This is a genomic window from Microvenator marinus, from assembly GCF_007993755.1.
Lineage (GTDB): Bacteria > Myxococcota_A > Bradymonadia > Bradymonadales > Bradymonadaceae > Allomicrovenator > Allomicrovenator marinus.
On record NZ_CP042467.1, the window covers coordinates 4,474,619 to 4,488,134 of the forward strand.

Consider the following 13,516-nt stretch of genomic DNA (forward strand, 5'->3'; position numbering starts at 1 on the left):
TAGAGGCCGACACATTTATGTCTAGTAAAGGCTCGATTCTAAAAACACTGGCCGGATGCGGATGCGTGCTCCTTTTGATCGGGATGCTACTCGGTGGAGCCGGTCTTTACGCTGCGTGGGTTGGTGTTCAGAAGTTGAGCGCGGTGGCCGCTGAGAAGTCCAAGTCCTTCGACCCTGAGAGACTCAAAGATCTACGTGACCTACTGCCCGAAGGCGTGGAGATGCCCGAAGTGGACCAGAAGCGAATTGTGCAAGCCCTTGGGCGACCGCTCGACGCCGAAGACGTAGACAGATTTCTCGCCGCAAATAAGTGGTTCTATGACCAACCCGAGAATTCCGAGGCATCTAAGGCGCTCGAGGAAGCATCGCAGGGTACTGGGCTTGATGTGTTCACCAACGGCCGTGATGCCATGGAGAAGCACACCAAGCTCATCGGGTTGCTGACTCGGTTCAACACGTACATTTCCGAGAACGATGGATACGTAAAACAGATCGATGGTGCGATTCGCTGCGCGGGTGTTGCTGCGGCTGCGGACGCGTATAGTAGGGTCAAGGGCGGGGAGCCTTGGGAGGCGAAGAGCGCCGCCGAACTCAAGACCCTGGCGTCAAAGACTGACACGGATGTGGAGCTCGACCCACTCGCCAAGCAAATGGGACTTGCTCCAACGGATCTTGAATGGGCTCGGCCTGGGCTTGTAGCACTATCCAAGATGCCGAACGAATCGTTTGAGACGTGGGAAAAATTGCCAGTCGCAAAACGAAAAGAGTTAATCGAAACGTATAGAAAACAAGGGTCGGCGGTCCTGGCCACCCAATTGAACCCGGTGCTTCAAACCGGCGGACTCCTCGAGATTTTGGCTCAGGGGTTCAAGAATTCTGGAGGATGAGTGACGTACTACGATGAAGTGAAATTGGCCGCAGATTGGCTAAAAGAGCGCGTGGGCAAGGTGCCTAGCGCCGCAATGGTGTTGGGCAGCGGGCTCGGGGCGATGGCCGAAGAACTGTCCGACTCGATGACCTTTGAATACTCGGAGATTCCGAACTTTCCGGTCTCAAAAGTCGAAGGACACGCTGGTCGTTTGGTGGTGGGCGAGTTGGCTGGAAAGACCGTAGCTGTGATGCAAGGTCGAGTACACTACTACGAAGGCTGGAGTGCTGAAGAGCTCACGCTCCCAATGCGCGCCTTTGGTCTATGGGGAATCGACAAAGTCATCATCACGAATGCTGCAGGTGGCATCAATCCGGACTTCAAGGCCGGAGATCTAATGTTGATCACCGACCATATCAACTACATGGGCTTCAATCCCTTGCGTGGAGACAATGACGACCGCTTCGGGCCGAGATTCCCGGATATGTCGCACGCCTATAATCCTGAGATGCAAGACTTGATCGTTCGGGCGGCTAGAGAGCTCAACGTGCCTTTGAAAGCCGGCGTATACGTTGCAGTTGCGGGTCCTTCGTACGAGACGCCGGCCGAGATTCGAATGTTCGGGAAAGTCGGTGCCGATGCTGTTGGTATGTCAACCGTGCCCGAGGCCATCGTGGCAAATCACATGGGGCTCAAGGTGGGCGGCATCAGCTGCATTTCAAACCTCGCGGCGGGAATCTCTCCTACTAAACTCGACCACGCCGAGGTTAAGGCCACGGCCGATTTGGTGAAGGAAGCTTTCGCTAGCCTCGTGCGCAAAACGGTCGAACTCATGGACGCTGAATGAAAGATTTTGAAGGAATCAAAGGCGAGGTTTGGACTCGTTTGGCCTCGGAAGCTATTGAGGCCCAGAACAGGGCGTATGCCCCTTATAGCGACTTCGCGGTGGGAGCCGCATTGCTTCTCGATGACGGAAGTATTGTCCACGGATGCAATGTGGAGAATGCCACGTTCGGCGCCACGGTATGTGCGGAGAGAACCGCTGTGGGCTCGGCGGTCGCCCTTGGAAAACGCAAGTTTCTGGCAATCGCGGTTGTGACGCCAGCGGATTCATGTGTGGCGCCGTGTGGCATCTGCCGACAAGTGCTCGCCGAGTTTTCTGAAAAATTGCCGATTCTGCTTTCAAACAATGCGGGCGAACACGAATTTGTGACGATTGATGAGTTGTTGCCACACCGCTTCAGAAAGTCGGATTTCGTTTGAGTACAAGCGGGCTCTGTCCGCTTGGGATGGACAGTGCCCGCTCACGTTAGAACCGAAGCCAACTAACGATCTGGTTGAAGGACCTGGAACTAGGAATCGCATACGCGGACAGAGCCCGCGTAGACAGTGAGTCGCAAACGACAAGATGCATCAATCCTCTGGCGGCTCTCCGGCGGGAGCCATCTTGACGATCTTGGGGCTGAACTTCGCGACGATGTCCACGAGGTCGGTCTGTGCGCGCATCACCTCGTCGATATCCTTGTAGACATCGGGTGCTTCGTCCACGCCGGCTGAGAGCAGTGTGATGTCTTTCTCAGCTAGACTCTTTTTAACCTTGGACCAATTGACTGTTTCCTTGGCCTTGGTGCGCGACATTACGCGCCCCGCACCGTGGGAAGCGGACTTTAAGGATTCAGCGGCACCGCGTCCACGCACCACATAGCCAGGCGTGGCCATGGAGCCAGGAATAATCCCGAGCACACCTTCATCGGCGGGCGTGGCTCCCTTTCTATGCACGTAGACTTCCTTGGAGTCATGGATCTCCTTCCAGGCAAAGTTATGGTGATTCTCTACATCAGCGAGCACCTTTGCGCCCAATGCCTTTGAGACCATGCGGTGGATCATCTCGTGGTTTGCCGCCGCATATCGCCCCATCAGGTTCATGGCTTCCCAGTATTCCTGGCCCGCCTCCGAGTCCATGTCCAGCCAGGCCAGATGTTGAAGTTCCTTTGGTAACTCTGGGTGGAGCTCGCGGGCGAGCTTCGAATAGTGACCGGCCACGGTGGCGCCCGCACCACGACTCCCTGAGTGCGAGAGAAGGGCTAGATAAGTGCCTGCCTCAAGCCCAAGGTCTGGTGAGTTGAGTTCGAGCGTTCCAAACTCTACGAAGTGGTTTCCAGAACCGCTTGTGCCGAGTTGTGCCCACGCTTTGTCCTTGAGGCGCTTCGTGACCGGCCCTTCGGACCATGTGTCCTCTTCCAAGACCTCGTGGTCGCGCCTATCACGGCCCCGGAACTGCGCTCCCATTCCAAACCGTGTTTCGGACTCGATAGCCTTGATAAGCCTCTCCTTCTCGCCCTTGATGGCGTGCACGGGTGTGTCGAGCACCGTCAGCTTCATTCGACACGCGATATCCACCCCCACGGCGTATGGAATGATAGCGTTCTCGGTGGCGAGGACTCCGCCAATCGGGAGGCCGTAGCCTACGTGGGCGTCGGGCATCAGCGCCCCTTGCACCGCCACGGGTAGACGACACGCGTTTTCGAGTTGGCGAATGGCGCTCTCGTCGAGGTCATCTCCATATTTCGCCCATGGCGCCGGAGTTTCGCGCTCCCTCCAGGTGGCAACGGGTGTATTGATGAGAAGCGTCGCCAATTCGCCAAACGTAGGGTCGGCGACAAACTCATGAGGTGCAATGGAGAGTGATCTCACAGTTCGTCTGACTTCTGCCGCCTTGGCTCCTCCGCGGCGTGCGTTGGTGACTGCGGCAATGGCAGCCTTGAGATGTTCTTTTGGGATCCCCAAGTTTATTAAATCGCGAGATTTCATAATGTGCCCTTCTCTCGAGTTGTCGCGAAAACGTCACTTGTATTCGTTGCGGGTAATCTTGAGAATACCGCGACTTTTGCTCGAGTAGTTCATGCGTGTTCAGACCTATCTAAGTTCCCTTTTGATGATTCTCATCGCGGCGTGCTCTAACCCCAAGCCAACGTCGGAGAATTCCCAAGCCGTTGAAGAAAAGGTGAGCGAGGCCCCAAAACCGCCTAAACGTATCATTCTCTTCATTGGCGATGGAATGGGGATGAATTACGTGAGTGCCGCTGCCTACGCAAACGGCGGACCGCTGGCCATGATGTCGATGCCGCATTTTGGAAGCACGACGCATCACGAGTACGAACACGCTTCTACCGATTCGGCGGCATCCGCGACCGCGCTTGCAACCGGCCGAAAGACTCATTTTGAGGGCGTGAGTGTGACGCCTGGGACCACGGCCGAGAACGAGACCGACGATGCGCGACACATGGAGACCTTGATGGAGGCTGCCAAAGCCGAGGGTCTGGGAACGGGCCTTGTTTCCACCACTGTCATCACGCACGCAACGCCCGCGGCCTTTGGTGCCCATCGCGCCAATAGAGACTCAGCGGATGAGATTGCTCAGGATTTCTTCGACAACCGAATCGACGTCATGATCGGTGGGGGTATGCGTCACTTCAATGAGCGCAAAGATGGTCGCGATTTGGCCGCGGAGCTCTCGGAGTGGGGCTATCAGGTGGCAGACAACGTTCAGGATATGCGCGTCGCTCAAAACAAACCGCTCGCCGCACTTCTAACTCCCGGGCACTTCCCGCTGAAGCTAACCGGTGAACGACCGATAAGCCTCAAAGAAATGACCGAGGAAGCGATTACGCGACTTGATATGTTGAGGCCCAAGGGTTGGGTCTTGATGGTTGAGGGCTCGCAAATCGACTGGTGCGGTCATGATCTGGATGCTGCCTGCGCGGTGTCAGAAACACTGGACTTGGATGAGGCAGTTGGCAGCGCGCTGAACTACTCGCGCGAGAGAGATGACACGCTCGTGGTTGTGACGGCTGACCATGAAACAGGTGGTCTGGCTGTGATTACATCCGAGCGCGCGGCGCCATTTGTGGAAAAGCTCGGTGGTAAGGAAAAGCTAGAAAAAGCCATGGATCTCAAAGAGGGCGGTGCTCCCCCTGCGGTTTATGACGTGTCGATTCCCAACGACAAAACATGGACCTGGGAGGAGCCGCAAATCATGAGCCTTGGCTGGGGCTATCTCTCACAGGCGAGTCGGCCGCTTTGGGATTCTGAAAAGCGATTCTATGCCGCGCATACAATTACGCTCGTTGGCGTTATGGCGGAGGGTCCGGGGGCTGAGGCGTTGGTTCAGATGAAGGATAATGCCGATTTGGGCAAGACCCTGAAGTCGCTTGTGGCAGGAGACGTCGGTACGCCACGTGCCAAAGAGTCAACAAAGCCGAAGAACGTCATTCTCATGGTTGCAGACGGACTTGGTCACTCCGGGCTCGCCGCAGCCACCTACGTTCATGGTGAGCTCAAGCTTCGCGAACTACCACACCAGGGATTTGTTTCTACGCATGGAACGGACAGGCTCGTAAACGATTCGGCAGCTACCGCGACTGCGTTAGCGACCGGCAAGCGCACACGCTACAACGCCGTGGGCATGGTCCCAGAGGGCGGCGAGTTGAAGAGCGCAAAGAGCGTACTCGAAGCTGCGGAATCGCTTGGATTGCGGACAGGGCTAGTGACGACCACACAACTTTCCCATGCCACGCCGGCGGCGTTTTACGCCCATGTGAACAAGCGGTCGCAGACTGGCGATATCGCAAAACAATTCTTAGATCTAAATAATCGAGTGGAAGGGGCTGACGGTATCGACGTTGCACTGGGTGGGGGCAAGGCTGATTTTGGACCGCATTTAGACGCCCTCAAGACACTTGGGTATTCGGTGTCCGAGACCTGGCCTGTTGAGCCCCAGTCGAAGCTCTTTGGTGTGTTCGCTGACCAGGGGCTTGATTCTGCCGAAAAGCGGCTCAAGGGCGAGTCTAAGCACCCGTCCTTGGCGGCTATGACAGACGTTGCGCTAAAGTCATTGCCCAACGAAAAAGGGTTTTTCCTCGTGGTCGAAGGTGGTCAGCTAGATTGGCGCCTGCACGAAGCAGCAAGAGATATGAGTGTGATCCAAGAGATTGTCGACTTTGACAAGGCGGTGGAAGTGGCGAAGAAATTTGTGGACGAGAACGGCGACACATTGTTGATCGTGACGTCCGACCACGACCACACCTTGTCAGTGATCGACAATCACTATCCGTTTACTGGCAACAGGTGCGGCGCAGAGGCTCGCTGTGGTGGCACCTTTGAGAGCATTGAATTGCCCGTGAATTACAAGTCGGTGCGAAACGCCGAGGGCTTTGTGGATAAGCAAGTTCGAGGCGATTGGGCAGATTCAGTGATCATGCTTCAGTACGCTTGGTTGGTGCAGGAAGGAAAACTAAAGGGGGCTTCGAAATCGGCCCCGCACGCGGCACATTTCGTGCCGCTCTTTGCCTACGGGCCATGGGCGTATCGCTTTGAAGGATATCTGGACCAACCTCAGATTGGCCAAATCCTCTTGGAATGGGCTCGGTAGGCCACACCTCAAAAAAGTCTGCAGGGTGGAGTTTCCTCACTCGTCAGAAGTGTCGAGTTCCGTTTATCTTTCGGTTTCTGAAAATGACGATCAAATTCTCCCTTCGACATGGAGTCACCGATGCAGTGGTACTTAGAGCGCGACAACGAGTGGGTTTCTTTTGTTTTCAATGACGCTGAGGTTCGAATTACCTCCGATAGTGGGCGCGACGAGACTCAGTCCTTCGAAAATCAGAATGAAGCGGTAGCCGCTATGCGCTTAATAACGCGCGAGCTTTTCGACGATGGGTACAAGAGTCGGGTTCCGCCTGACCAGAGATTCGCACAAGACCCTGAAATTCAACGTTGGTGGGAGGAAGAGTTTGAAGCTGCACTTGTGGCAGTTAACGACGCTCAGGCCATTGAGTCGAGAGGTTTGAAGGCCCAAATTGCAGCGGATCGCAATACCAGTTTTTCACCGGACCTCGAGAAGTTTCTCGACCTAAGAGACCGCTATAGTTTTGGATGGACCAATTACAACGAGTGGCGAATCTGGGACCAGGATTTGGAGTTGCCCGATTTCGGTGTTTCGAACCGCTTTGAGCAGCTCATCTTGCTCGACCAAGCTAACTACCTCGGTACTGCCATGGCCGAGGCCTTTATGGGCGGAGTGTTCATTGGAACCGCCGGGAATGGCGACTCCTATTTTGCCCTCAGTGGAGAAGATCCCGGGCGCTCAGAAGTCGTGATGTGGGATCACGACGAAGCCAGTATTTCTGCCGTGATCGCGGACTCCGTTTCGTCGTTTGCGTACCTGAACCATGTGCTCGGGATGGTTCATGACGAAGATGGCGAGTTCTCGGAAGAAGAACTTCTTGAAGCGGCCGAAAGGCTCGAAGGAAAGGTAAATCCTTCGTGGCACTACGACTCCATCTACGAAGAGACCGACGTTGAGTTTGAGTACGAATCAAACTGTCCCGCGGAGTATTTCTACTGGCGAATGGCATGGGTCAACTACCTCCTGAGGCAGAATTCTGTGGTCGGGATGGAAGATATCTCTAACTACTTTTTGGAGCAGATCCACTCAGGGCTACATTGGGAGGAGGCGCTTAAATATCATCACGTTCGGCAGACGCCAGAGACCCAATTCTACTGGCTTTGGCGGCTTTTTTGGTTCGATAAACCAGAGCTCAGCCAAATGCTCGAGATCGCTGATGAAGCCCCGTCTCCCTTGGTCAGAGATTGCGCGGCACTGATTCGCGAGCTGATCAACGGACGCAAAGAGCTCGGAAAGATCAAGGATATCCACGCGTGGCGTCAGAAGTTTCTGGACCTCGATCTCGATCCAGACAGGGCTGAGGACCGCATGCGTGAGGAGATGGAACACGAGCAAAGAAAGGTCCTAGAGTCGGCTCAACGTCTGGAAAAAGCCCACGACCTCATTGCGGAAGGAGACCGTGAAAGTGTTGTGGCAGCGACTTGGGAACACTTGGACCAGCCGGAAATTTTGGACGTATTCTTCGAGTATCTCGCGAGTGTCGATCCTGATGTGGCCTACGGCCTTAAGCTTATCGACTTTATCGAGCATGCAAGCGAGACGCGCCCGAGTGTGGTGAGCGTTGAAATCGAGGAAGTGAAGGAAGAGCTCGGGTTCAAGGGCAAAAGTGTGCTCCCGCTCCTACTGGCGAAGGGCTGGTGGTCCGTTGCGGCGAGAACCGGTGACCCTCGGGCGTTTGAGGGCATGGTTGAGAAGTTAGGGTTGCGCGAAAAGTACCACCATACGCTCAAGGATGTGGTTATCGGCCTGGCTCGCATGCCCGAGGAGGGACGTAGGCGAGCTGTGGACGTGCTCCGGCCCATGATTCTCGAGTTCAATTGGGTCGAAGGCGACTATATGTCGGAGATCGAAAACAAGGATGTGATGCGGGCATTGTTAGAGACCGTGAGCACTCTTGGGGAGACAACTGACGATGTCTCGGAGATTCGAGTCGTGGCAGAGGAGGGTCCAGAAGCACTTCAGATCGTGGCTCTTAAGTCCGCCGCTCGTCTCCTTGCGCGACTTGGCGCAGAGGAGGACTGGGTCTACGAAAAGTGCGAAGAACTCTTGGATGGCGACCTTGCACGGCCTGCCTTGTTTGCGCTTTCAGAGTTCGGCACGAAACGTGCCGGCGAGTTGATCGCTGCTTGTGTTGGTAAGATCTCGGGAGCCTCCAACGTGATGGCCTACGAACGAGTCATGCAGCAACGATGGGCGAAGCGAGCTGGGGAATCTGTGAATGCTGAACTCGTCGACTTTGCTTCAAAGGTCATCGAGAAGTCGAAGTTCGTAGACCTCGAACTTCACCTTGCAGTGGTTGAGTTGCTAGGAGCCCTGGATGCGGATTTTGCGGAGACCAGACTGCTCCAGTATTTGAGCCATCACCACGTTGAAGTGCGCGATCTGGCGCGCTCAGAACTATCCAAACGTGATGTGAATGCGACGTATTGCACTCGTACCTTCTTAGAGTACAGCAATCCGAAAGAAAGTGAGCTGATTGCGCTCTTGCAATCACCGAACACCGTCTACAAGTTCAACTTTGTGCATTGGGCCGTTGACTATGACCTCAGCGATGCGTTCTACGCAGTGCTCGCCAGCGAACTACCTTCGATTGTACGTTACACCCACTACAATGGCGGGTATGTTGGCTATTACCATAATAATTTTTACTATCTCTTTCGCTACTTGATGAATCTGGAGCGCCCCGAGATCGATGAGGTACTGGGTGAATTCCTTTCGCGCCCCGTGACCATGTACGCACACGATCTAGACAAGGGTCGAGTGGCGGAGCTCAAGGCAGCGCATGCAAGCAAGCTCGCCTCAAAGGGCTCGAGTTCTGAGGTGGCAACTTTTGAAAGGCTTGGAGACCCACGATGGATCTGTGGTGGAAATGTACATGGTGTTGCAATCCCCGAGAATGGCGTAAAGATTTTTGTGGCGAGCACAAATGGGCTTGTAGTCTTCGATCCGGACGGGCGAGTGGTGGGGGCCACGGAACCTCGTTGGCTCTATGACGTGCAAGTGTCGGGAGAAAACCTCGCACTCTCGGGCCATCACGGGTTTTTTGCGCTCCTTCAGGTGGATGACCTAAGCGCAAGACGTGCAATCTCGCTTTCGGGAGGGGTTCGAAAGGCTAGATTCTCCAAGGATGGAAAGCTTGTGATTGCGGTGACTGATCACCGAAACTGGTATCTCATCGACGTCGCTACTGCAGACATACAGTTGGAGGGCCAAGACCCTCAGGACATCAACGGGATTGACTGGCTGGATGACTCCACTTTTATGTACGCGACCGACACGAGCGTGGTCGTGATGAACACCACTGGAGAAGAGCTAGCTAGAAAGAGATTCGGAGCCATGGCTGAGGTTCGAGTCGGGCCTGATTCACTCATCTATGCGGGTACTCCGAAGGGGATCGAACGCCTGAATCGCGACCTCAGTGCTGCTGCGGAATTGCTCAAGCAAACCAGCGTTTCTCGAATCGAGTTTCGGGGGGCCGGGCACTTGGTGGCTGCTTCGTGGGACGGAAAGGATACCGGGGTCTGGGTCTGGGATCTAAAGAAGTCGAAGCGGCGCCGCGCAAAAGGTCACGAGGATTCAGGAGTCTTTGGGCTCGCGCTTGATTCGGCCCGACAGATTTACGCCGGTGGAAATAAGAGCACACTCGAGCGTTGGGATGGAAAGGATAAGCCCATTGCGAACCCGATTCCGGGGCATACTAAGAAAGTTGAATTCCTTGGGCGTGGGCGCGCCTCGCGCTTACTCAGTGCAGGAGGCGACCAGAAAATCGTTGAGTGGGATGTGGAGTCGGGACTGACGACTTTCGAAGCCGGGCTTGATTTTCGCGCGTGCTGTGCGCGTTGGTCAGATGACGTTCTCTACGTTTCAGGCACCAACAATCTTGTTGCCATGAACTCAAGCGGTGAGGAGATTTGGCGAAGCGATGCCGTTCGCCGAAGCGAATACTTGGAGGTCTATCAAAACCAAATCATTGCAGCATCGAGGGCCGAGTTAGTTTGGCTCGACCGAGCTACCGGCAAGGAAACCGCTCGCAGCGGAGATTTTACAGACTCATTCATCTACAGATGGGTGCGTATGAACGAAAAGACACTCATCGTGGCTGGTTACGATGACGTGCATGTGTTTGTCGTGGATTTGGAGACCAGGGAAGTTTCCAAGCCCTTGGCATTTGGAGGAAGTGAGCGTCTGCGAGATATCGCCAAATTGGACGAAGAACGTGTGGTGCTCACCCATTGGGGCGAAAAGCTCAAAATATTCAATGTGACTACTGGCAAGGTCGAAAAGGTAGTCAAAGAAGATCTCTCAACGCTCGCCGTCTCTGCTGATGGAGATGTCCATGCATGGAAAGGGGGCAAGATGTTTATCTTGAAGCCAGACGGGGAATTGAAGCCACCTGTGGAGACACCGGCGGCTGAAAAGGCGTTGTGGCTTGACGGCCGCCTGTTTCTTGGAGGACCAACAGGTGCTGTGTACCGGATGAGCTAGCCCTTGTCCAAGAGTTGCTTTACCAGTCGCTCGAGTTCAGCAATTCTTCCACCGAGCTCGACTCGGGTTGCGTCGTGGGCAGCGCGCTCCTCCTCAAGTGCGGCGCGCAGCATCGCGTTTTCTTCGCGCAGCGCGGAGATCTCCGCGCGCATTGAATCCATCTCAGATCGGTACTCGGCTCTTAGCTCTTCCCGGATCTCGGCTCTTAGCTCTTCCCGGATCTCGGCTCTTAGCTCTTCCCGAATCTCGGCTCTTAGCTCTTCCCGGATCTCGGCTCGCAGCTCCTCCCGGATCTCGGCTCTTAGCTCTTCCCGGATCTCGGCTCTTAGCTCTTCCCGGATCTTGGCGCGTTCTTGGGCACGGTATTGGTCCATTTGCCCGTGTAGTTGTTCGGTCCACCGCGCTAGTGTTTCTTCTAAAGATTCGGCGGATAGCCTTCCACTTCCCGATATCTGCATGATGTCCTCCAGGAGACGAAGCTTACTCGCCAGACTAAAGTGATCGCTCTCGTTGATCAACTCAATTATGTGCAGCAAGTCCTCGCCGGAGCTAGGGAAACGTGAAATGAGCTTTAGCCAACGGAACGACTTTTTGTCCGATAGACACGTTGTAGAAACTACGATGATCGGACCAAATTCCAGATGGCCGAAGCTCCATATTCCGGTATCAGCCAAAGGTTCAAGTATCTTGTAATGGGCCAGAAGGTTAAATTGTTGTCCCTATTATTTTCGGACAAAACTCGGAGGTGTTGAGGATTTTTTTCAAAAAATTGAGAAACACGGGTATCTTTGTTTCTCCGGGTATGGTTCGCGTTCTTCGAACCGGGCCGGAGCTGGAGTTTTTGCTATGAATTTAAAGCACTCGTCATTGGGCGCGATGCTGATCGCCGTTCTTTCTACAACACCGGCTTACGCCCAGAATGCCACAGGTGATGAAACACTTTTTTGGACTCAGTTTGGTGTGGGTATCGCTGGCGGTCTACTTACGGGTACAGCTGCTGGATTTGGTATCTATTCGCTTTGCGAGGCGAGTGATGTCGACTGGGAGTCGGGTGGAAGCCTCTGTTATGCGGGTATCATCGTATCGGCTCTGGCCGGGGTTATTCTCGGCTCAGGTACGGCAGTTTGGGGAGTTGGCGAGCTCTCTGGATATGATGGGTCATGGGCGTCCACTGTTGGAGGAGCTGCCATTGGAACACTCCTAAGCGTTCCACTTGCTCCTTTGGCTCCGATCGGTGCTTCAGTAGGGGCGAGTTGGTTCTATGCGAATTCAACCGTGGACCGTAGCGGTGAGGGAGCACCAATTTCCACCGCCCCAATTCGAACGATCATCCCACTTTTGAGTTTCACGTTTTAGAAAGTCGCACTTTAGATTGCGTTCACAAAGTCGATGAGCGCGGTTCTTTCTTCGAGCGACATCGACTTGAAGATCTCGACTGACCTTTCGGCCTCTCCGCCATGCCAGAGTATGGCTTCCTCCACATTTTGCGCTCGTCCGTCGTGGAGCAGCATCTGGTGTCCGTTGACGGCTGGTAATGCACCTATTCCCCAGAGTGGAGGTGTTCTCCACTCGGTAGGTTTGGCGTCGCCTTCCTGAATCTGGTCAGCGAGACCTAGGCCCATATCGTGAAGCAAGAGGTCTGTGTAGGCGGCAACCCCGGGAGCTAGCTCCGGCACGTGGCATGCCGAGCACGTGGCTTGTTCAAAGAGCTGCTCTCCTATGCGGTGTTCCGGGCCAATCTTTGACACAGGTGGCGCTAGTCCCGCTACATAGGTGGTCAAGAGGTCGAGCTCAGTTTGTGAAACCTCGAGCATCGCGTCCTGCGCCGCGACACACTCTACTTGCAGGCTAGTGCATGGGCCCTCAGCGAACACGGGGTTGGTCAAACCCATATCATTGACAAGAGCCGCTGCATTTTGTTGCTCAAGGGTTGGGTGCGCTGCTTTCCATCCGAAACGTCCGACTCTCAATATCGACGTGGCTTCTTCAATCACCCAGTGCGCTCGCCCAGAGATTCCGTCACCGTCTGCGTCGTTGCTGTCCTCGTTGGCCAAAATATCTGCTTCCGGGATAGCCTCCAGCAGGCCGAGTCCGGCAATCTGCATGGCGAGTCGTGGGCCGATACTCGGATTTTGGATAGGTCCATAGTTTAGGTTTGCGAGCTCATAGGATGGGACTCGCAGCGAAAAGGTACTTCCGTCGCGATAGTCTCCGAGCGCAGTATCGTATGACCGCCGGACTTCACCTTCAGGCTTAACGCCTGAGATAGCGCTCGTCTGAAATTGTGCGCCGTAGACTGCGTCATCCACCTTGTAGAGAAGGCCCGGCGTGCTGGGATGGGCCCTCCCGTCTCGAGCATGGCATTGTGAACACGACGCCGCGTTGAAAATGGGTCCGAGGGTCGTAGGATCAAAGGCGCGTCGGAAGAGTGCCCGCCCTCGCAAGAACTCTTCGTGCTCTATCTCGCCCAGCGATTCTAACGGCTGAGAAAACACGTCTTCGTCGGGAATCTCGTCATTGGGCTCAATCCAAACACATCCAGAAGTTGAGAGGAAAATCAGCGAAAAAATACACATCCATTTCATTGCTAGCTCCTTTATTCAGGGTTGCTACGAAGGTTGGACGTGGATCGAACTCGTTTTTGTGCAGCGTAAATCGAATCGCGATAAACTCTTTTCCGCGCTATGCTGTGACCT

General features: G+C 54.7%; 9 protein-coding genes. 6 read left to right on the forward strand and 3 right to left on the reverse strand.

Going from position 1 to position 13,516, the window contains the following annotated elements:
- The first annotated feature begins 17 nt into the window (after positions 1 to 17).
- The 3 genes from FRD01_RS18400 to FRD01_RS18410 are packed head-to-tail and all read left to right on the forward strand — an operon-like array spanning position 18 to position 2,131.
- Complete coding sequence (locus FRD01_RS18400; protein ID WP_146962327.1) at positions 18 to 887, forward strand: hypothetical protein; 870 nt, start codon at positions 18 to 20, stop codon at positions 885 to 887.
- Positions 888 to 1,715: a purine-nucleoside phosphorylase gene (locus FRD01_RS18405; protein ID WP_146962329.1), complete on the forward strand. Its 828-nt coding sequence runs from the start codon at positions 888 to 890 to the stop codon at positions 1,713 to 1,715.
- Positions 1,712 to 2,131, forward strand: a complete 420-nt coding sequence (locus FRD01_RS18410; RefSeq protein ID WP_146962332.1) for a cytidine deaminase — start codon at positions 1,712 to 1,714, stop codon at positions 2,129 to 2,131. Before FRD01_RS18405 ends, FRD01_RS18410 begins: the two co-directional genes overlap by 4 nt.
- Before the next feature lie 150 nt (positions 2,132 to 2,281).
- Here FRD01_RS18410 and FRD01_RS18415 read toward each other — a convergent pair whose 3' ends face one another.
- Positions 2,282 to 3,679, reverse strand: a complete 1,398-nt coding sequence (locus FRD01_RS18415) for an RtcB family protein (protein WP_146962335.1) — start codon at positions 3,677 to 3,679, stop codon at positions 2,282 to 2,284.
- A gap of 91 nt (positions 3,680 to 3,770) precedes the next feature.
- Here FRD01_RS18415 and FRD01_RS18420 point away from each other — a divergent pair, with 91 nt between their 5' ends.
- Together FRD01_RS18420 and FRD01_RS18425 are read left to right on the forward strand one after the other, a co-directional pair.
- Positions 3,771 to 6,299, forward strand: a complete 2,529-nt coding sequence (locus FRD01_RS18420) for an alkaline phosphatase (protein ID WP_146962338.1) — start codon at positions 3,771 to 3,773, stop codon at positions 6,297 to 6,299.
- 120 nt (positions 6,300 to 6,419) lie between these two features.
- A complete protein-coding gene (locus FRD01_RS18425; RefSeq protein ID WP_146962341.1) occupies positions 6,420 to 10,820 on the forward strand; it encodes a WD40 repeat domain-containing protein in 4,401 nt (1,466 codons plus the stop codon).
- Here the strand turns inward: FRD01_RS18425 and FRD01_RS24455 are convergent.
- Positions 10,817 to 11,278 (reverse strand): hypothetical protein, encoded by a 462-nt coding sequence (locus FRD01_RS24455; RefSeq protein ID WP_249755731.1) that lies wholly within the window; start codon positions 11,276 to 11,278, stop codon positions 10,817 to 10,819. The two genes, FRD01_RS18425 and FRD01_RS24455, sit on opposite strands and share 4 nt — an antisense overlap.
- Before the next feature lie 388 nt (positions 11,279 to 11,666).
- Here FRD01_RS24455 and FRD01_RS18435 point away from each other — a divergent pair, with 388 nt between their 5' ends.
- Entirely contained in the window at positions 11,667 to 12,176 is a 510-nt protein-coding gene (locus FRD01_RS18435) for a hypothetical protein (protein ID WP_146962344.1), read from the forward strand.
- Positions 12,177 to 12,187: 11 nt separating this feature from the next.
- Here the strand turns inward: FRD01_RS18435 and FRD01_RS18440 are convergent, their stop codons facing one another.
- Entirely contained in the window at positions 12,188 to 13,405 is a 1,218-nt protein-coding gene (locus FRD01_RS18440) for a di-heme oxidoredictase family protein (protein WP_146962346.1), read from the reverse strand.
- Between the last annotated feature and the right edge of the window lie 111 nt (positions 13,406 to 13,516).